General features: G+C 39.4%; 13 protein-coding genes and 1 tRNA gene. 6 read left to right on the top strand and 8 right to left on the bottom strand.

The window, feature by feature from the left end; all coding sequences use genetic code 11:
- Positions 1 to 319 precede the first annotated feature (319 nt).
- Both HDC90_RS15740 and HDC90_RS15735 read left to right on the top strand, forming a co-directional pair.
- Positions 320 to 2,668: a PDZ domain-containing protein gene (locus HDC90_RS15740; protein ID WP_184468008.1), complete on the top strand. Its 2,349-nt coding sequence runs from the start codon at positions 320 to 322 to the stop codon at positions 2,666 to 2,668.
- Between the two features lie 125 nt (positions 2,669 to 2,793).
- Positions 2,794 to 3,408 (top strand): hypothetical protein, encoded by a 615-nt coding sequence (locus tag HDC90_RS15735; RefSeq protein WP_184468006.1) that lies wholly within the window; start codon positions 2,794 to 2,796, stop codon positions 3,406 to 3,408.
- A gap of 65 nt (positions 3,409 to 3,473) precedes the next feature.
- Here the strand turns inward: HDC90_RS15735 and HDC90_RS15730 are convergent, their stop codons facing one another.
- From HDC90_RS15730 to HDC90_RS15715, 4 genes are all read right to left on the bottom strand, one after another.
- Positions 3,474 to 4,286: a tyrosine-protein phosphatase gene (locus tag HDC90_RS15730; RefSeq protein WP_184468004.1), complete on the bottom strand. Its 813-nt coding sequence runs from the start codon at positions 4,284 to 4,286 to the stop codon at positions 3,474 to 3,476.
- Between the two features lie 76 nt (positions 4,287 to 4,362).
- Positions 4,363 to 5,961 (bottom strand): SusD/RagB family nutrient-binding outer membrane lipoprotein, encoded by a 1,599-nt coding sequence (locus HDC90_RS15725; RefSeq protein ID WP_184468002.1) that lies wholly within the window; start codon positions 5,959 to 5,961, stop codon positions 4,363 to 4,365.
- Between the two features lie 18 nt (positions 5,962 to 5,979).
- Entirely contained in the window at positions 5,980 to 9,339 is a 3,360-nt protein-coding gene (locus HDC90_RS15720; RefSeq protein ID WP_184468000.1) for a SusC/RagA family TonB-linked outer membrane protein, read from the bottom strand.
- Between the two features lie 515 nt (positions 9,340 to 9,854).
- Positions 9,855 to 11,009, bottom strand: a complete 1,155-nt coding sequence (locus HDC90_RS15715; RefSeq protein ID WP_184467998.1) for an aspartyl protease family protein — start codon at positions 11,007 to 11,009, stop codon at positions 9,855 to 9,857.
- A gap of 257 nt (positions 11,010 to 11,266) precedes the next feature.
- Here HDC90_RS15715 and HDC90_RS15710 point away from each other — a divergent pair, with 257 nt between their 5' ends.
- Positions 11,267 to 11,680 (top strand): VOC family protein, encoded by a 414-nt coding sequence (locus tag HDC90_RS15710; RefSeq protein WP_184467996.1) that lies wholly within the window; start codon positions 11,267 to 11,269, stop codon positions 11,678 to 11,680.
- A 202-nt stretch (positions 11,681 to 11,882) separates the two neighbouring features.
- On the opposite strand, the gene HDC90_RS15705 is transcribed toward HDC90_RS15710, so the two are convergent.
- Entirely contained in the window at positions 11,883 to 14,258 is a 2,376-nt protein-coding gene (locus HDC90_RS15705) for an outer membrane beta-barrel protein (protein WP_184467994.1), read from the bottom strand.
- A 109-nt stretch (positions 14,259 to 14,367) separates the two neighbouring features.
- On the opposite strand from HDC90_RS15705, the gene HDC90_RS15700 reads away from it, so the two are divergent.
- The 3 genes from HDC90_RS15700 to HDC90_RS15690 all read left to right on the top strand — a co-directional run bounded on the left by HDC90_RS15700 (position 14,368) and on the right by HDC90_RS15690 (position 18,189).
- Positions 14,368 to 16,041: a histidine kinase gene (locus HDC90_RS15700; protein ID WP_221451873.1), complete on the top strand. Its 1,674-nt coding sequence runs from the start codon at positions 14,368 to 14,370 to the stop codon at positions 16,039 to 16,041.
- Positions 16,038 to 16,757: a LytTR family DNA-binding domain-containing protein gene (locus HDC90_RS15695; protein WP_184467990.1), complete on the top strand. Its 720-nt coding sequence runs from the start codon at positions 16,038 to 16,040 to the stop codon at positions 16,755 to 16,757. The genes HDC90_RS15700 and HDC90_RS15695 overlap by 4 nt, the downstream gene beginning before the upstream one ends.
- 184 nt (positions 16,758 to 16,941) lie before the next feature.
- On the top strand, positions 16,942 to 18,189 hold the full coding sequence (locus HDC90_RS15690; RefSeq protein ID WP_184467988.1) for an Ig-like domain-containing protein: 1,248 nt from the start codon (positions 16,942 to 16,944) through the stop codon (positions 18,187 to 18,189).
- A 540-nt stretch (positions 18,190 to 18,729) separates the two neighbouring features.
- Here HDC90_RS15690 and HDC90_RS15685 read toward each other — a convergent pair.
- From HDC90_RS15685 to HDC90_RS15675, 3 genes are all read right to left on the bottom strand, one after another.
- A complete protein-coding gene (locus HDC90_RS15685) occupies positions 18,730 to 19,590 on the bottom strand; it encodes a nucleotidyl transferase AbiEii/AbiGii toxin family protein (protein ID WP_184467986.1) in 861 nt (286 codons plus the stop codon).
- Positions 19,587 to 20,225: a hypothetical protein gene (locus HDC90_RS15680; RefSeq protein WP_184467984.1), complete on the bottom strand. Its 639-nt coding sequence runs from the start codon at positions 20,223 to 20,225 to the stop codon at positions 19,587 to 19,589. The genes HDC90_RS15685 and HDC90_RS15680 overlap by 4 nt, the downstream gene beginning before the upstream one ends.
- Before the next feature lie 294 nt (positions 20,226 to 20,519).
- A tRNA-Asn gene (locus HDC90_RS15675) sits at positions 20,520 to 20,596 on the bottom strand.
- Positions 20,597 to 20,739 lie beyond the last annotated feature (143 nt).

Here is a 20,739-nt window from a genome sequence, read left to right as displayed (position 1 = left end):
TTACCCTGTAACCGGAAGTCGGAGGGCTGGGGTCTATAGTGCAAAAAAAAATTGTCTTTGTGCGCTTGGTGGTTACAGAATGGAAAATTTAAGAAGGAATTGATTCTGGCAAGTTTAATACGACAATATTTAAGAACGATTTACCAAAAAGATTAAATTTATATTAAATAGTTATTGTTTAATTGCAATACACTAAGATATAGAGCTTTAATTACTAATTTTTGTCATAAACAGATGGTTCAAAGCTATCTTGCCAAACATTCATTCAAATTCTCTAGGCTTTACAGAAGCAGATCTTAACACCTCAAAATCTCAGAAAATGATAAAACAATTTTCATTAGTTGTTACTATTTTATTCGCATTTAGCCTTTGTAAGGCGCAAACTATTTTTATCTCGCCTAAAGGGAATGACAAAAATCCGGGCTCTGTTTATCAACCTGTAAAAACCTTTGCTACAGGTATAGCAAAAGCTATGGCACATAAAAACAAAAAAGTAATTATCGAGCTTAGTGGCGGCACCTATCCGGTAGATAAAACGGTTGAAATTACTTCAGAAAAATTTCATTTCCAGTCGCTTACGATTAGAGCTAAGGCAAACCAAAAAGTAGTCATTTCCGGATCTCAGCATTTTAAACTTTCCTGGAAACCCTATAAAAACAACATTCTATCGGCCAAAATGAAGCTGGCTCAAGCCCCTGATGAGCTATTTATGAATGGCAAAAAATTACCGATGGCGAGGTACCCTGATTTCGATGCCACGGCCCGGGTATTTAACGGAACTGCAGCAGATGCGATTTCTGCCGAGCGCGCAAAAAAATGGCTCGATCCTGCGGGTGGCTATATACATGCCTTACACCAAGGCGAGTGGGGCGATTTCCATTACCTCATTACCGGAAAAGATAGCACAGGAAAACTGCTTTACGAAGGTGGCTGGCAGAACAACCGTCCTGCTAAAATGCACGCAAAATACCGTTATGTGGAGAATATTTTCGAAGAACTCGATCATCCGGGCGAATGGTATTATAATCAAAAAGAGGAGATGCTATACCTGATCCCCCCTACGGGAAGTAACCTGCAAACAGCCGATTTTGCCTTTACCATGGTTAGCGACATATTACATATTAAAGGAACATTAGCAAATCCTATTAAAAACATAACCATAACAGGCATCGATTTTATACAAACAGCACGAAGTTTTATGCAGGTAAAGGAGCCTCTTTTAAGAAGCGATTGGGCCATATACCGCGGGGCAGCAATATTGTTAGATGGTAGTGAATCTTGCGTCATTAAAAACTGTAACTTTTATGACTTAGGCGGAAGTGCTATTTTTCTAAGTAATTACAACAAGGAAGATCGTATCAGCAACAATCATATTTATAACATTGGGGCAAATGGAATTGCATTTGTTGGTAATCCCAGTGCGGTACGTTCACCTTCTTTCAGGTACGAAAATTTTGTGCCGTATACTGAAATGGATATGCAACGCGGGCCAAAAAGTGCCGATTATCCGCAACATTGCCAGGCAATAAATAATCTGATTCATCATACCGGCCAGATCGAAAAACAATCTGCAGGAATTCAAATTTCCATGTCATCAGGCATCCTAGTTAGTCACAATACCATTTACCATCTACCAAGGGCAGGTATTAATATTAGTGAGGGTACATGGGGCGGGCATTTAATCGAATTTAATGATGTTTTTGATACCGTACTAGAAACGGGAGATCATGGCGCTTTTAATTCATGGGGCAGAGACCGTTATTGGAGACCTGAGAGAAATCTTATAGATAGTATTGTTGCCGCAAAGCCGGGCATAGAACTTCTGGATGTGATTAGTCCAATTGTTTTACGTAATAACCGTTTCCAGTGCGACCATGGCTGGGATATCGACCTGGATGATGGAAGCACCAATTACCAGATTTTTAATAACATATGCTTAAGTGGAGGATTAAAACTCCGTGAAGGCTACCACCGCAACGTATATAATAACATTATCATCAACAATACCTTTCACCCACATGTATGGCTAAAAGAAAGTGGTGATGTTTTTAAAAATAATATTTTAAGTGCAGCATACGCCCCCATACAGATGGAAAACTGGGGAAGAGCGGTTGACCATAATTTCTTTTTAAGTAAAGATGCACTAAGCAAAACGCAAAAATTAAACATAGATGCCAACAGCATAACTGGTGAGGTAGCTTTTGTTGACGAAAATACCGGCAATTATCACCTTAAAAAAACTTCAGCAGCTTTAAAAACCGGTTTTAAAGACTTTGATATGAACTTTGGCGTAACAGATGTACGATTAAAAAAACTGGCCGCATCACCTCCAATAAAACCTTTAAGTAACAACTTAAACCGTAAAAAAACGATAACTGCCGAATGGTTAGGTGCCAGCTTTAAAAACATCGAAAGTTTGGGCGAAAGATCTGCCGCCGGGCTGCCAGACAATAATGGCGCTTTACTTACTCAATTAACCAAAGGATTAATTGCAGAAAAAAATGGATTAAAGAAAGGTGATGTTGTTATAGGTTTGGATAATAATGAAATAAAATCTGTTGCCGAACTGCTAAAGATTTATAGCGAAGTTCGTTGGAAAGGACATGTTGAAATTGTCATTTTCAGAAACCAGGCGGAACAAAAATTTCAGATCTCGCTTAAGGATTAACCATCGTCAAAAACCGGCACTTAAAAACAGGAATAAATGATCGCACAAAATGATCCATATGGTGTAGCGCTTATTGGTATTATTACGTTTTATATCAGAACTATTAGTCTAAAAACCACCCACCTATGAAAAACATACTTTTTCTTTTTGTAGCCTTTGCTCTTGTTTCTTGTAAAAAATCGGAAAGATATGGTCCGCTGAACCTAAAAAACGGGCAGGAAGTTGAATTGCTGGTAAGCCCTCGCTATGCCGCAGATAATGATGTACTTTTAAAGTTGCCCGGCAATGTAGATGCGGGTGCTTCGCTTTGGGGTTTTGATCAAAGGGAACCTGGTTATACTTACCGGGTTAAAGCCAGGTTCAACCGCGATAAAGAGCCACTTCAAGACGGGCCTGAATATTACTTTATTTTCGAAAAGATAATTAGTAAAGAACAATATAGAGGAAGTGAATCTTTCACTGTGCAACTCATTACTAACTACGTTGTTGGCGGACCAAATATTAGGTTAAGCAAAACAGGAACCGATTATTATATGATTCCAGATAAGTTACAGCTCACTTATGCAAATAGTACCGTTCAGAACGAGCTTGAAGAAATCTGGCAAAATGCACAGGAAATCCGTGCAAACTGGCAAAAAGGACAACGACCAAAATGGAAGGCCATTAAAGCTACAGTGGTACATGATCAGCAGAAGTTTGGGAAGGCTTATTTAGTACAACAGATTCAATTTATTGATTAATAGGTAATGCAAAAAGGAGAATGGTTTTAGCACATTCTCCTTTTTGGTAATTGTATTGAAGCATACTAGTTTGTGTATTTTTTGCGCAATTCTTTTAGATCGTTATCATTAAGCTCCATTTCAGTCTTCAAAAAATCATCAACGCTTCCATATTTTGAAATAATAGCATTGTAAGTGGCCATGAGGTATTCTTTCTTTACACTGGCAAGATCTTTGGCTACCTGCTCTTTAATACCCATTTGCACCATACCTTTTATCATTTTTTCGTTTTCTTCTTTACGGAATTCGTTGCTCAATAAATAATCTTCTAAAATGGTTTCTTCCGGAACTCCTAAAGCATACAGTAACAAAGCTGCCCCTATACCCGTTCTATCCTTTCCTGCCGTACAGTGAAAAAGCAGTGCTGACGAATCAGGCTGTTTGAGCAGGGCTTTAAAAAATGGCTGATATTTATCTTTCAGATGTGCGGTTTGACCATAAAAAGATTCCATCAGAGAATCGGCTGAATTTAACTTAGCTATCTGCATCATCCAACTGCCCAGGTTTTCGCTTCCAGCTGGCAATTGCAGGTAAGCTGCATCTTTAGGCAAACGGTCTTTTGCCTTTGCCACTTCATCATTACCTCTAAAATCGACTACAGAGCGAATGTGTTTTTGATCAAGGAGTAAGAGATCTGCATCAGTAAGCTTACTGATTTCTCCAGATCGGTAAATTTTCCCCCACTTTACGTGGGTGCCCTGCCTGGTTGCGTAGCCACCCAGATCTCTAAAATTTGTAGCACCTTTAACCGCAACAGCCCTCGTACTATCAATAACCGCTGCAAAAGTAAACTGCGCGCTGAATATCAGGCTTAAAAACAGGATCATGTTCTTTTTCATTTCTCTTTATTTAAATGATAAATAAAGAGCATCTCTTTTCAAGGATGCTCCTTATCTTAAACTTTATTATTATATATTACTTAAGCAACCACATCAGTTGGTTTACATCATCATTGCCTCCATATTGGCTGGCAATTGCTGCTTTGTAGTTTGCATTGTTATTGTTTTGCTCATCAACAGGGTATTGCCAACGAACAGGGATTTTTTGAGAAGGATTGATGCCGGGACCGTTGTTTGAAAATGCAGGCACACCGGTTCTTCTCCAGTTGTAAAATGCTTCCCAACCCGAGTTTTGCCAAAAAGCGACATATTTTTGTTGAAGGATCTGCGTTAATCCGGCAGCATTATCGCCTTTGTATACTACATTGTTATTGTTCAGAAAATCAGTTGTGTTTAAGGTAACGGTTCCAAGGGTTAAGCCTTCGCGGTTACCAATTGTATAGGTCTGGCCATTAACAACTCCATAAAAACTTAATGAGGCATTGATTCCGTTGTTGTACCATGTAGAGGCAGACCCTGTTAACCAACCCCTGTTAATGGCTTCGGCAATATTGAAACACATTTCTGGATAACCAATCAAAATTAGGGGCTCCGGCCCTACAAAAGATGCATAATACCTTTTAAAATTAACATAAGAATACATCCCCAAAGCATCATTTGCCGTTAAGCCTGCCTGCGTAAGTGAAATATCAGAACCTACATAGGCAGAGAAATCAGATACGGTTTTACCAGCGGTAATCTGGGCCGGTGCAGGTGTAGCTACGATGAAAGTTCTCGGATCTTTGTTGGCGGTGGCAATATCCAGATAGGTTTTACTGACGTTACCAAAAAGGTTGTAAGTTTCATCAGGATTATAGATATACTTATTTACAGTAGCATTGAATTTGAAAGTGAGGTTATCTGTATTTCCACTTAGAATTGGGTATTTTGCAGGATTTGCGATGATGGCCGCAAACTGTGTTTTGATATTCAGATCAGCATTATCATCGGCTCTTTTGCTCAACGAAATCAATACCCTAAGTTTATAAGCGTTTATTACCTTTTGCCATTGCAGGTAGGTGAGTCCGAAAATGTCTCCACCTACTGCTGTAGAAGAATTTAAGGGTGTTATCAATGTAGACATAATGTTATTTGCATCTTCCAATAACTGCAAAGAATTTTTATAAACATCGTGCTGGGTATCAAACTTTGGTTGGAAGATGTTTGTATTACCCGCTTCCGTCATCGGAATATCACCAAGCCTTTGTGTAAGCCAGATAAAACTATAGGCCCTAAAGAATTTTCCAAGAGCGGCATATATGGTATTTGCTGAATTAAACTGTGCAGCTGCCTGACTTTCCATTTTAGATACGTACCTTATAATATCGTAAGTAGTGGCGGTATTGCTAAATGCATAGGCATTTGCCCCGCGGTAATACGCGTTAGAAGAAGTTGTAAACTGGTTCCAACGCATTACCTGCCCAAATGGATCTTCCTCAACGGCATTTGCAGCCTTATCAACAAAACCCCCACCTTTATAAAAACTCCAGGTAATGTGGTTTAATAATAATGAAGCTGGAATGGTAGAGTTTTCATTTGCAACATTTGGGTTTGGCAATAAATCTCCTTTTTGACAGCCGAATGTGCCAACAAGCAGCAAGGCCAAAGCTGATATTTTGAATATATTAGATTTCATATTTTAAAGTTTTGAGCATTAGAAGCCTATGTTAATATTAAAACCGTAACGACGGGCAGTAGAACTCTGTAAATCCGATTGCTTTCCACCCAAACTTCTATTGGTTAAATTAAACCCTGAAGCATACTGATCAAGATCGATATCTTTACGTTCTGCGAAGTAAAGCAGGTTTCTGCCTACCAGTGAGAATGAAGCTGAACGGATGAACGATTTTTCAAGCCATTTTTTCGATAAAGAATAACCGATTACCACTTCACGCAGTTTTATATAAGAACGGTTAACCATAAATGGCTCATCGAATTGCCCATAAACACCATTCTGGATATAACTTCTTAAGGTTACCGCTTTTGTGTTCGGGGCAAAAGTTAATTCGTTATAGTTATCTATTTTTCCGTTGGTATAATGAGGTGTACCCGATGTAATTACCACACCGCTTCCAACCATGGCTGCAGTAGCATTGACTACCCCACCGTTTGTGCTCTGCCACTCTTTTAAACGGGCATCGCCATACTGGCCTTCTACCAATTCAATGGCGTTACCAGCATTCATCATCTGTGCATACACATAATCGAATATTTTTCCGCCCGAGCGCCCATCCAACTGGAAACTAAAGCTTAAATTTTTATAGGTGAACCTGTTGTTTAAGCCAAATACAAAATCAGGGTTGGCATAACCTAAAAGCTGGTTGTTGTTAATACCTGCCTGTTGTGCTAAAGGCAAACCACTTGCATCGTGGATTACCTGCCCATCTGGGGAACGCACATAAGCACGGCCATAAAAGGCATCTAAACGTTCGCCAACTTTATAATTATGACCGTTAATTGGCAAAGCATCTACACCCCCAAAAATTTCTTTTAAGGTTTCTTTGTAAGTAGATACATTAGCCATTATATCCCAAGAAAAACCACCTGCTGTTTTAACAGGTGTTCCGTTAACCGAAAGCTCCCAACCTTTCTTTTGCGAGGTAATGGCATTTACACTCCTTGTAGCATAACTGGTAGAGGGCGCCAAAGCCAATTGATAAATAAGCGGGCCGTTTACCGAAGTAAAATAAGTGAATTCGGCACCCAATCTGTTTTTTAAGAATTTAACATCAACACCTGCTTCGTAAGATTTTACGTTAAACGGTTTGATAGATGGGTTTGCAATATTTTTAGAATAATCTACCGATGGTGTATTGTTATAATAGGTAGTTGAACTGTAAGAATTCTGGTTATCGTATGATGGTCCATCGTAAGATGAGATCAGTTCGGTTCCATAACCACCATAAAGTCCACCACCTAATAATGAGCCTACGGTATTTCCTGTTAAGGCCTGATAAGCTGTACCAATTGTTGGGTTGGTTAATGCACCTTTTACATCAGCAAATGAAGCCCTTACTTTTAAAAAGGACATAAAAGAAGGTAGCTTGGCATAATCAGAAATTACACTGCTTAATGAAACAGATGGGTAAAAGAAGGTACTCTGTCCTTTTGGAAGCGTAGAAAGATCATCTACACGACCAGTGGTATTAATGTTTAACCAGTTTTTAATTCCTAGATCCAGCGAGTAGTAACCACTGTACACCTGCATTTTTGAACCAAATGTATAACCTTTGATAGGCCCTTTGGAGTTGGCAAAATTGTAAACGTTGGGAATATTCATGGCAAAAGTTGTTTCCCAGTTAGAGTTATATTCGAAAGTTCTCAGGTTTCCCCCCACTGATAGGCCAAGGTCAAGCCAATCGCCTATTTTATTATTGTAATTTGCCAGTACATCGTGGTTGTGCTCTAATAAACGACGCTGATCTTCGCGATAATCACCATACCAGATATTATATATACCACCGGTTTTATTAAACTCATAATCATTAACGTACTGGTTTAAATTGGTTGATGGCGGTACTTTTTCTGTCCTCAACTGGTTCCATGTGGTAATTTGGGTACGGGCAAGAAAATTTAAATGCTCATCAACCTTATAGCTCAGTTTCGCATAACCATTTATATCGGTTTTATTATGGCTGTGCAGCCATTCGTAAGCGGTAAAATAAGGGTTATTATGTCTTCCATATTCAACAAAGTTCTGAACAAGTCCTTTTCTACCACGCTCTCCACCCCAATAATCTTCAACTTCTGCAACATCCCAGCTGGCCGAACCATACACCTTAAACTGGTACACATAGCTGTTGGGGCCGTACGAAACATCTGGAATATTGGGCGTATACTGCGAGTTAAAGTTCAAACTTCCATCCACGCGTAACTTTTCGCTGAATTTATAACCTGCCGAAAGGGCAAAATTATCGATGTTGAGCTTTGTATTTGGCGCCATGCCTTTTTGATAGGTATGGGTAAGCGATGCCCTTAAATCATATTTATCGCCAGAAGCACCCACCGAAACATTATTGGTAGATAGTACCCCTGTTTGCATAAAATTCTCAAAATTGTTTACGCCTTTGGCCGTCCATGGTGTTAAAGTTCTTTTGCCATTGGCATCCAGCGGACTGTTATACTGTGCTACACCCTGTCCATCGAACTTTGGTCCCCAGATATTTGTCCTTCTGTAACTACCATCCAGATCGTAAAGATCAGATCCATAAGCATATTTATAATCATTTCCATAACCGTATTGAGTCTGATTTTCGGGCAAAGCCACAAATCCGCTTTCAATCATGGTACTACTGTTAAAATCAACGGTAAACCCGCGGCTGTCTTTAGCGCCTTTTTTGGTTGTGACCAATATTGCGCCATTCTGTCCTCTCGATCCATAAAGTGCTGCTGCATTCGGGCCTTTTAAAACGGTATAGGTTTCAATGTCATCAGCACTAATGTTCCAGGTATCTGAATTTACAGGCACACCATCAACCACAAATAGCAGATCGGTACTTCCGCGTAAAACAAGCTGTGGCCGGCCAAGCATTTCGGCATTACCACCAACTGTTAACCCTGCAACCTTTCCCACTAATGAGTTGATTGCATTTGGCTCGCGTGCTTTTACAAGATCTGCACCTTTAACTTCCTGTGTGGCATAACCGATTTTTTTGATTTCTTTTTTAATACCCAGCGCGGTAACAACTATATCAGACAGTACATTTGCATCATCTTTCAGACTGATGTTTATTATCGATTGGTCTCCTAGCACAATCTGCTGAGTGGTAAAGCCTATTGAAGAAATAATAAGTACCTGTCCCTTTTCTGCTGAGATAGAGAAAGTTCCGTCAGCAGCACTGGAAGTGCCCATGGTGCTCCCTTTGATCACAATACTGACACCTGGCACAATTGCCTGAGTTCCATCTTTAACAATACCCTTATATTGGGTGCGTTGGGCAAATAAACCTGATGTATGCGTTAATAGCACAAACAAAAAGCAGGCCCTGAATAAAATTAGTAAGTTTTTTTCCATGAAGCGTTCTATAAATGATAAGCTGCGCAAAAATAGAAGCACTACATTATGAGAATGTTTAATACGCAATATGAAATATTAAACTTTCTATTAAGAAATTGAAGAAAAAACAGACAAAGTATGGTCTTGTGTAAAGAAAACAATAAATTAAAAATGCGGTAGTAATTTTAAAACGGCTTAACAGAACTTATTTAAGATGTAAGCGCTGGTGGCCTTGAACTAAAATGAAGCTGATTTACTATAAACTATGGTAAGAATCAACACCCAAAGCCATTAAGCTATAGTGGTAAACGATTAGCAGAAGTTTGGGAAGGGTTATTTGGTAAGCAGATTAAATTTATTGATTAATGGATAATACGTACATGTTACCACATATCTAAAACAGCTGCATAAAGCGGTTAAAATATAGATGGACTGAAAAAAGATCTTTCTATTTCGTTACGCTTGAGTCGGAATGATCTAAGGCTGTGTCTTTGCGCCTTCACTTCGTCATCTTTGCGATTAAAATAAGGATATTAAGTCTTTTGGTCTGCATAAGCAACATCATAGTGATGGTTTGGCTTTAAATAGATCACATTATTTTGAAAATCAAAAACCGTATTGAATCTTTTCAGAATATCCGTTCCAAGGTAATGAACGTTAACACCGGGCATGGGTTTGTTTTGTTCCATTATCTGAGCGGGAACATTTTTTAATTCAAAATTACCAATTTTCAAATTTTGCAGTTTTACAGTAGTTACTGGGATCTCATTACCGCCTATTCCGTGCATAATTACCTTTTTGATAATTTCCATCTTCTCGGTTGGGAACTTCATTTCCCGCAGCAAATCGTTATCAAGCATAGCCGTGCGCTGGTAACCTAGATCGAAGAAAAACAGGCTTTTATTTTTGGTTCCATCTTGCGAAATTTCACTTTCTATAAAAGGTTTATTTTTGATATAAGTGATCTTAAACTTGGTGTATTGTTTATCCTGTAAAATCTGTTTTGGCATGGTAGAATGCACCATCATTTTATTCTGATCATAATCTAACGCTACAATCATTCCATCGAATATATCCCATCCCACCAAGCCATCAACTTCATTTCCAGCTAATTTGATATCATAAATTTTGCTTTTGTAAGTGTGGTTTCCTATTTTAATATCATAATCTGTGTTATAAAGCCTGGGTTTCGATTTCACTTTTCCCGCCAATGCAGCGGTGGTAAAATCTATATCATTTGCTCCCGAATCAAAATTCATTAACAGGGAATCAATACCATTAAAAACGACCGGCAAAAAATTCGTATTGTATTTATTTACAAAAAAAGGTATTGAATCATGAATTTCGGGAGATACCTTACTGAAGTTTTTTAGTTCAGGAGCGGTAATTTGGGTGCGACACGAATCTTTGCCGTTTAACAAAACAATAAATTCCTTTTTCTGCCCGGGGCTGATATTAAAAACAATCGAATCAATATCAGTTTTGAATTTTATGTTTTTCGGTTTTATGAATTTACCTGTTGTAAACACATCTAGTTTTATTTTGGGATTGATATACCAGCTCGATACAACGTTATTTTCTTCGTAAATTTTTGCCTGGCCAACACTTGCTTTTACAACTGGTAATTTCTGTTGAGCTAAAGCAGAAAGAGAAAGCAAGACGATTAAAATAGGCAATATTCGTTTCATGAGCAATTAATGATATTTAAGGTTTAGAGCTTGTAAAGAATTGGTATTTAAGGCTGCCACCGGAAACCAGAACTAAAGATAAAAAGAATTACAACCATTATAAGGCCTTATGCAAATTTTTGAGAATTGTACTAACCAGACAGATCAAATGCGTTAGGTATCACATAAGTCGCGTTTAACCCCTTAACTTGTCGTTTTTACACATTAATACCTATTTGGCTTTATTATACCTTTGAATAAACAAATTAGAAAACAATATGGCAACTCAAATTTTTGTGAACCTGGCTGTTAGCGACCTTAACAAATCGGTAGAATTTTTCACCAAACTGGGTTATACTTTTAATCCACAGTTTACCGACGAGAAAGCAACCTGCATGATCATCAGCGATACCATTTATGTCATGCTGCTCACCAGAACCTTTTTCCAAACTTTTACCAGCAAAGAAATTGTGGATACCAGCAAAGCAATAGAATGCTCTATTGCCCTATCGGCAGATAGCAAGGATGCGGTTAACGAAATGGTAGATAAAGCAGTAGCTGCTGGCGCCACTATACCTAATCCAGCTACCGATTATGGCTTTATGTACCAGCATAGTTTTGACGATCTTGACGGCCACCACTGGGAATATATATGGATGGACCCGAATGGTATGCCTGAGCACCAGAGTTAATTTATATATAACTTAAGTAAAAAAGGCAAGTACGAAAAATCCGTCACTTGCCTTTTTATGACATTATCGATTGCTGTGTCCTAAAACAACAATAAACATTGCAGACATATATGTCTTAAGTGTTGAATAAATTGCCTGTATGCCTATTGGCTAGTCATTAGTAACCTTGTATGTGTTAGGTGGTAAAAAATACACTGTCTCCCTAACTTCTGTTCCCGCTCTTGGCCTGTCTAATCCCCTGACCATCGCTTAAATTAAGCCTATAAACAAAAGTGAGGCGATACCTGGCCGCATTGGGACTGTTTACCTGAGTAATGCTAAAACCCTGCCCCGTTGTAGTGGTAGAAAATTTGCGCAGGTTAAACAGATTGCTCACATCGAACAACAAGCTAGCCTTATCTTTTAAAAAGTTCTGACCAATCCCCATATCGATCGAGTGGATTGCTTTCATATTGCTCTGTGCGTTATTAATTGCACCGGTAAAATTATAACGGGCCTGCACACTAAATTTACTAGGCAATTTTACCTGCGTACCTAATCTGGATGTATATGTATTGCCCGAAAAAGCGAAATCCTGGTTAGCATAAATTCCAGCTTGGCTGAAGTGATAAGCATTCAATTCCATATTCATTTGCAGCCATTTGTAAGGATTATAGAGCACCGAAAGTTCTGCCCCCGAGCGTTCTTCTTGTTTAATGTTAACGGGCATGGAAATAAAAAGCCCTTTTTCGCGGTAATTGTAATCGATCATTACCCCGGTGTTATGCTGGTAATATACTGATGGATTGATAATAAGCGTACCTATACGTTTTAACAAACCCAGTTCTAATACATTGGCATAGGATGGATTAAGACCGGGATTGCCCACATACCTCGAATTGTAATCGGTTATTTCGTTAAAAGGATAAAGGTTGTTTAAAGCCGGGCGGTTAATGCGTCTGCTGTAACTCAACTGCAACGAAGTGCTTTTGCTCATTTCGTAACCCAAATGCAGGGTTGGAAACAGTTTTAAATAATCCTTTTTACTGTCATATACATCTTTCCGATCGTCGATACGCACTTCGGTATATTCGCTACGTAGCCCCAATTGATAAGAAAAATGGCTGATTTTACTGTTGAATTGTAAATAAGCACTTCCAATAAATTCATTGTACCCCACGCCATTGTCAATGTTATCAATTACCGCCCAGCCATTCGCCGTTCTTCCTTCTGCCAAGAAATCGCTGTTTACCCTCCGGTTTTCGGCTTTAATGCCATAGGTTAAGGTAGCTTTGCTATTTAGGGGGATAACCATATCGCTTTGCGCAGCAAAATCTTTGCTCGAACCAATATTACTTGTCCTTATTTCGGGCCGTTGCTCAACCGATGGCGATATTTTGCTCGTGGCAAGATTCCAGTTTTTAGCACTATTCCAAAAATCGTACTGCATATCTACCGTTAATTTTTTACCAGGCTTTTTAAAGATCCGGGTGTAGTTAAATTCGACTTGATTGTAATTTCTGTTTTCCCACGATTCGCCTGTACGTACCAGTGAGCTATCGGGAGCCGAACTGAAATAATTATAACCCAGGGTGGTTTTATCGTGGTCTTTTGTAGCATTGCGCAGGTAAGCCATGGTGATGGTGTTTAAACTATCGGGCTGATAATCGGCCCCGAAATAAACCAAACGGCCATCGTCATGTCGGTTTTCATCCTGGCGCTGGTTAAGCATAGAGTTGAAACCTTGTTGATTCACGGTTTGATTAGTTTTATATAAACCCACATAATCAGAAAAGCGTAAGCCAATGGTTGAAAAAAGATTTAATTTATTTGATTTATAATTTAAACTCGGCGAAATCCGGTTATCGTTCGGAATGCCGCCCACCAGCCGAAGCTGCCCGTTAAAACCACTTTTTTTATTTCTTTTCAGCACAATATTAATAATCCCTGCCGAGCCCGAAGCATCATATTGTGCAGAAGGATTGGCAATAACTTCTACCCTTTCTACCTGGTCGGCAGGCAATTGTTCAAGCGCCGTTCCTGCAGTTAAACCAGACCGGCTGCCATTAATCAGCACTAAAACACTACTGTTTCCGCGCAGGCTTATGCCACCACCGGGTGCAACACTTACCGAGGGCACCCCCGCCAGTAATTCGGTTACCGAACCCGATTGCGAAAGAATATCTTTTCCAACCTCAAAAACCTTTTTATCTAACTTTAAACTTACAGCTGCTTTTTCTGCCGTAACAGAGACTTCGTCTAACATCTTTGTATCGGGTTCCATTAAAACAGTTCCCAAATCAACTTTATTCTTATCAGCCTCAATGGTTACACTTACTTTGTGGTAGGCCATAAAACTGAATTCGATGCTCAGCTTGCCTTGTTGTGTGGTGCCTAAAGTAAACTTCCCTTTGTCATCGGCAATGCCAGATACCAGTAGTTTACCGGCTTCATTTAAAATGGTAACACTTGCAAAAGGTATTGCTGCGTTGGTTGTTTTCTCTTTAACATGACCGGAAAACGAACGCTCTTTTAATTGTGCGGTACTGTTTAACCAAAAACAAACAAAGAGGGTAAAGGTGATAGCGATATGTTTCATACTGCAAGATTAGTCCTCCCAACTGAGCACTAAATAAAAAAACATGCAAACAGCTCTATATCCTTTTGAAATGCATCAAGTCGGTTTATCTTTATCTTACATTTGGATTATGAAACGTATTATCCTGTTTATATTTTCCGTAGTTTTATTTTGCTCCTGCAAACGACAGGTATTGTACGAAGAATACGATCCCATATTTAAAACAGGCGATGATGTGGCCTGGGCTGCTAAAAGCTTAAACGAAACTGGCTGGCGACAAGAGCGTGGCGCTACCGGCCGGCAGGTTTTCTGGATCAGGGAAAAAACCGAACTGATTGCCAACAGCGGAGGTGCATTGGGCCTTCAGGTAATTGCCTTTGGGGCTTATGAAATTTATTGGGATGGGGTTAAAATAGGGATCAATGGGAAACCCGGCTCGCCCATTGTTGATGAAGTTCCGGGTAACGAAACTATAATTCTTCCTGTTCCCGATTCACTTTCCAAACCTGGCAAGCACACCGTAGCCTTGCGCAGCACACAGTTTAGTTACCCCAGGGTGCAGCGTAACGTGGGCGTAAAGCTTGATACATATGTTAATCTCATTCGCAGGCCGCTGCTTATTTCTTCACTCATGTTTATCATGGCTGGTGCTTTTCTGGTTGCCTCGCTATATTATATTTTTCTATATTTCAACAGCCATAAAAAACAATATCCGGTACTTATCTTTTCTGTAATTTGCCTGCTCTTCTTTTTACTCCTGATTACCGAGTACATTAAATTTTATATTGAAATCCCCTATCCCAAATTCTTTATCCGAATGGAAGTAATCGGGTGGCTAACTTTTTCTATTTCGCTCCTGGTGCCCCTTTACTTCTGTATCCAGTTCGGCATTAAAAGAAAATACCTGTTGCTTTGCTTACTTTTTGGTGTGCTGCTATTTATTTATATCCGCAATTATGGCCACTACGATCTATCGGCCATTTATTACAGTAGGGCCATGTGGCTTACCATGCTGCTTATTGCATTCGATGCGGTTTACCGGAAACAAAAAGGCAGCTGGCTGCTAATGGCAGGCATTTTAGCAAGTGCCGGCATGAATTATTATTTGCTTTACGATTTTGGCATATTTATCTTCTATACTTTTATTGTTGTGTCTATGCTTTATCTGCATACCATCAGGATGAAAAAAATAGAACAGGAACATTCCAATTCATTGCTGCTTTCATCGAGGTTACAGCTCGAACTTTTAAAGAAAAACATCCAGCCGCATTTTATCAAAAACACCTTAACCTCGCTTATCGACTGGGTAGAAGAGTCGCCTAAAAAAGGAACCGAATTTATTCAGGCACTGGCCAATGAGTTTGATATCATGAATGCCATATCTGAACAAAGTTTAATCCCCATCAGACAGGAAATTGCTTTATGCCAGATGCACCTCAAAGTGATGGGTTTTAGAAAAGAAATTAGTTACGAATGGGAAGATAGCGGAATTAGTACTTCGGCAACCATACCACCGGCCGTTATCCATACCCTGCTCGAAAACGGCATTACACACAATACACCACAAGACAATGGTACAATTAGATTTAAACTTTCTTTTAGCCAAAACGATGATTTTTGCCAATACACCTTCGAAACCTTAGGCAAAAATAGAGAATTACAAACCAACCGCAGTGGTGGAAACGGTTTTAGGTACATTAAGGCCAGGCTCGAAGAAAGTTATCCGGGCTGCTGGCAATTTTCATCCGCAGCATCAGCACAGGGCTGGACGAGTATCATTAAAATAAACAATAAATCAAAATGACAATACTGATAATAGAAGATGAGGCACGGATAGCGAAAAGGGTTGAACGAATGACTGCCGCTCATTTCGAAGGTAATGCTTTAATCCAGATCTGCGATTCGCTTAAAAAGGGAATGGATTTTCTGGAAAAGAACAGCATTGATATTTTGTTACTTGATCTTAACCTCAATGGGAAAGACGGTTTTGAAGTATTACAATCTTTAACCTCGCGCTCTTTTCAAACCATAGTGGTTTCGGCCAATACCGAAAATGCACTTCGTGCTTTCGAGTTGGGTGTACTCGATTTTGTTCCAAAGCCTTTCGATCAGGAACGGCTTACACTGGCGCTCAGCAGGGCAACAGCTACAAAAAAAGAACTCAGCAGCAACTTACGCTACCTCACCGTGCGAAAAAACGGCAGTGTCCGCCTCATCGAACTTAGCCAGCTCAACTATATTAAGGGTGCAGGTATATACAGCGAACTGCATCTTCTGGATGGCAGCAGCACGCTGCACGATAAGGGACTTGATACACTGGAGCAAATTTTGCCGGCTGGTTTCGAACGCATCCATAAATCGTATTTGGTTCAAATGAAACAAATGGAGCAGATCTTAATCTCTTCGGGCACCAAATACGCATTAAAGCTTAAAAACGGAGAAATTTTACCTATTGGCCGGTCGCGATATAAATCCTTTAGAGAACGGATCGCTTTGCAGGAGCAGGAAAACCACAGTTAAGCAGGCGGACCTTGTTTTAACCAAAATCTTTAGTCGCTTTTGCCCCCTTAATTTTGAACGATCTTGTTGGCCACCATTGGAAATATATAGAGTGTCCAAATGAGGCACCTGAACACCAAAGTTAATTGATCAAAAAAAACAATCATACTGTCACACAAAGATTTTTTAGGTGTCTTTTATGGATATGAATAGAGCCATACTTTTTGCAACCCTTTTGTGCGCCTCCATTACCCAGAATCTTTGGGCGCAACGAACCGTAAACCTGATCACCACAGATCTGGATCATTTCTGGCAGGCTTACGATAAAATCAGTTCAACAAAAGATACGAGTTTACAATACAACTATCTTAAAAATTTATTTCTGGAGAAGGGAACACCCGGACAAAAAGCGATGATACAGGCAAGGAATTATACCCCAAAAGAGTACCTGGATGCCATTACCCAAAAGCAAACTTATTTTAATTCTATCCGTTCCAATACCTTAAAAGCGAAAGATTATGCAAAAGCCATTGCTCTCAAAATTAACAAGCTTAAACAACTTTACCCAGCTTTAAAACCTGCAGAAATCTATTTCACTGTAGGTGCCTTTAGAAGCGGCGGAACTACCATGGGTAAGATGGTATTGATTGGAAGTGAAATTGCCATGGCACAAGAACATCTTGATAATTTGGTTTTCACCAATATCCACGAATATGTGCATACCCAACAAAAAACAAATATCGGAGACAATTTATTGGCGCAATGTGTATTGGAAGGTGTTGCAGAATTTGTTTCTGAAAAGGTAATGGCCATTCCTTCTACACTTCCTGCACTTGCCTATGGCAAAGCACATAACGAAAGTATCAAACAGGCATTTGCACTGCAGATGTTCAATACCGGAAATGGTTTTTGGCTATACAGCAATGCTGAAAATCAATTTGGGATAAGGGATCTAGGATATTATGTGGGTTATGCCATTGCCGACCAATATTATACAAAAGCAAAAGATAAAACCAAGGCGATTAGCGAAATGATTGAGCTTGATTATAATAATATAGAAGCCCTAGCTACATACGTAGATCAATCTGGTTATTTTGATCAAACCGTTAAGCAATTAAAAGATGGGTATGAAAAAAGCCGTCCTTTTGTGGTGAGTGCCACCCCAGAAGAAATAGCAGATTTAGGTGATACCTTGAACTACAAATTTAAAGTCGTTTTTTCAAAACCCATGGATAGGCGCTTCAGAAACTTTGATTTTGGACCTTTGGGCAAGGAAAACGCAATGTTTATTAAAAATTTTATTGGCTTTTCGGCGGACGGTGTCACTGCCGAATTCGATGTTCAGTTAAAACCCAATAGACAATATCAGATTGTACTTGGAGAGAGTTTTAGAGATTTGAATGGCGTAAAGATCAAACCTTACCTGATTGATTTTAAAACCAGAGATAAATAATGCTCAACAATTGAATGTAGATATTCTTGGGCTAAAGGCTAAATCATATAAGAACAATCAGCCTAAATGGGCTTGTACTTCTTAAATGGCAAGGCACTCAAAGTTTAACTGACCGTTCTAGTCAAAGGGCTAAAACAGAATTTCCCCCTTCTTCATGGCTCCTTACACCTCAATGTCATTAAGTTAAGCGCGGCAGTGTCAGTCTGAGCGAGGTCGAAGACTTCTTGAGCTTGATAAATTGCAAATAGTACGCTACCATTGACAGATCTTATAGAAAAATCGTCATTTCGACTGAAGCTAGCCGTTTTTTTTTCCCGCAGCGAAATGGAGAAATCTATAGAGACAGATTTCTCGACTGCGTTGCACTCCGCTCGAAATGACGACCCCGGAGAGGGCTGTCATCCATATTAATTTTTATAAGATAAATTACTCCTCAAGGTGACGTCTTTTTGTGATTTATCCTATAACTTAATGACATTGCCCTGCGCTCAGGATAAACTTCTTGTCCAACGTAAATTTTAAACAAAAAAGGTCTGAGCCTTAATTCGATCTATTGATTTTTAGTTTTGCACTCAGGTCATGAAAATAACTTGGGGACCATATTTCAAGTACCTTTGAATCCTTTATAAATCTAGAGATGTCAGCCTTGACAAAATCCATTTTGACACTTTCGATCTTTTCGCTCAATAATTTCCTGAACTCCTCCTCATTGATGGTCTCTTTTTTCCAGTCCCCGCTGTCTATCGCCCTTAGCAGGAAATGGTCGAGATTAAGAGGATATCCTTTTTTGATGTACCATTCCATATCATACCAGTCCCGCCCTTTTACATTCGTGCCCCACTTGCGAAAAAGTAATGCATGCATCTTTCCGGCAAAAAGGTCAGGGAGCGACAGGCACTTCACATAAAACGAAAAAGGCTTGAGTAATAATTTTTCCTCAGTAGCAAACCCCAATGGAGGGGCTGTATCAACTTCTATCTTGATCTTGATGCTGGCTACTTCCTTAAGTCCGTTCTGCGGGATGATACCCTCCAACACAAGTTCCTTCCAAATGGTTTCCGATTTTAAAAAGGCAGAGTTGATGTTGCTCTTCACTGCCTTCTGTTTTTCCGAAATAGATACCTGCATCCCGAGGGCAGCGAACTCATTTATGATAGCATCTTGGTATTTTTCCAATGAAAAATCCAGGTCAACGGCAAGCAACGAAAAATCCAGATCCTCTGAAAATCGGTCGAGTCCGTAGAATATCCTGAGCGCAGTTCCGCCATAAAATGCCGCCTTTTCAAAAAAACCGGCACGGTTAAGTCCCGCTAATGTGATCTCCTGCATGATTTCTCTCAATGCATCTTTGGCTTCTTCCCTGTTTACGGGATGATAATCTTCGAGCCACTCCTTTATCATATTTTTTCGATCATTTTGATTAACATTTCCAGGCTTTCCCTTTTGGGTGCATTTTCGAGCCAGCTCAACATCACATTTAGATCAAATTTAGCTAGATCTTCTTCCTCCATTCTCAGGTTTCCAAAAACATAATCCCTTGCAGAAGATCGGCTTCTTAAGGTTATGCCTGCTGTTGTAGCTATTTTATCGCATAGTGCCTTTTCGGGGATTGCTATTATGGCTTGCTGGTCTTTAGACAAGCTCACAGTGGCAAGGCCGAATGCGTAATAAGGCAATGATAGGTTGGTATAGGTATATAGTCCAATGTTGGTCTGGAATTTCCTTGAGGCTTTTGTAGTCATTGAAGTGACCGCAAAAACCTTCTCTGGAATTAGCCCGTAATGAGCGAGTGCACTTTCCATTGAAAGGTAGCTTGGTCCGAGTATATGGTTGGCTAACAGTGCGCTTTCAGGCCGTTCAGCACCAAGAGACCTACCCGCTATGTAAAGTCCTTTTTTGATCGGCTCGATCAGGCCATCCGATTTTAAAGATAATATTTTATCATTTGGCCGTTTATAGTCTTTCAGAAGACCCGCTAGGAGCTGGTGGGTCAGCGGTTGGTTAGATAGTTCTCTTAATGCTGTTCGAATATCCATTGTAAAATATTAGCAAGATAAACGACTAAATATCGTTTATCTTATTATAAAAATACATAAAATATTTAGATATGCAAAATATTAACAAGATAAACGACTAGTGTTCCTTCATGCTTTCACATTTAACAAATGCTTTATTCTAAAAAGCTGAAGTTATTAAAGGGGTAACCTTCAAAGATTATCTCAATTAACACCAAAAATTAGCCAGAAAATGAGGATTTATACGATTTTCAGACTTGAAAACTTCTCGCTCAGCTCTAAACGCAAAAAACCCACAACTTTCGTTGCGGGTTTTGGCTCCCTCTGCTGGGCTCGAACCAGCGACCCTCTGATTAACAGTCAGATGCTCTAACCAGCTGAGCTAAGAAGGAGTACTGGTCATTTCCTAAAACGAGGTTTATTTACACTTTGTAGTTAAACACCCTTGTTCGTTTTGGGAGTGCAATATTAGCGCTTTTAAACTATTTATGCAAAAATTAATTCAATTATTATTTAAGAAAACAACCCTCCCTTT

It is taken from the genome of Pedobacter sp. AK013 (assembly GCF_014205835.1).
Taxonomy (GTDB): domain Bacteria; phylum Bacteroidota; class Bacteroidia; order Sphingobacteriales; family Sphingobacteriaceae; genus Pedobacter.
This window is presented reverse-complemented; position numbering and strand designations above follow the sequence as displayed.

Coding starts and splice junctions, on each gene's coding strand:
- HDC90_RS15740 (WP_184468008.1), top strand. CDS start 320: ATGATAAAACAATTTTCATTAGTTGTTACTATTTTATTCGCATTTAGC.
- HDC90_RS15735 (WP_184468006.1), top strand. CDS start 2,794: ATGAAAAACATACTTTTTCTTTTTGTAGCCTTTGCTCTTGTTTCTTGT.
- HDC90_RS15730 (WP_184468004.1), bottom strand. CDS start 4,286: ATGAAAAAGAACATGATCCTGTTTTTAAGCCTGATATTCAGCGCGCAG.
- HDC90_RS15725 (WP_184468002.1), bottom strand. CDS start 5,961: ATGAAATCTAATATATTCAAAATATCAGCTTTGGCCTTGCTGCTTGTT.
- HDC90_RS15720 (WP_184468000.1), bottom strand. CDS start 9,339: ATGGAAAAAAACTTACTAATTTTATTCAGGGCCTGCTTTTTGTTTGTG.
- HDC90_RS15715 (WP_184467998.1), bottom strand. CDS start 11,009: ATGAAACGAATATTGCCTATTTTAATCGTCTTGCTTTCTCTTTCTGCT.
- HDC90_RS15710 (WP_184467996.1), top strand. CDS start 11,267: ATGGCAACTCAAATTTTTGTGAACCTGGCTGTTAGCGACCTTAACAAA.
- HDC90_RS15705 (WP_184467994.1), bottom strand. CDS start 14,258: ATGAAACATATCGCTATCACCTTTACCCTCTTTGTTTGTTTTTGGTTA.
- HDC90_RS15700 (WP_221451873.1), top strand. CDS start 14,368: ATGAAACGTATTATCCTGTTTATATTTTCCGTAGTTTTATTTTGCTCC.
- HDC90_RS15695 (WP_184467990.1), top strand. CDS start 16,038: ATGACAATACTGATAATAGAAGATGAGGCACGGATAGCGAAAAGGGTT.
- HDC90_RS15690 (WP_184467988.1), top strand. CDS start 16,942: ATGAATAGAGCCATACTTTTTGCAACCCTTTTGTGCGCCTCCATTACC.
- HDC90_RS15685 (WP_184467986.1), bottom strand. CDS start 19,590: ATGATAAAGGAGTGGCTCGAAGATTATCATCCCGTAAACAGGGAAGAA.
- HDC90_RS15680 (WP_184467984.1), bottom strand. CDS start 20,225: ATGGATATTCGAACAGCATTAAGAGAACTATCTAACCAACCGCTGACC.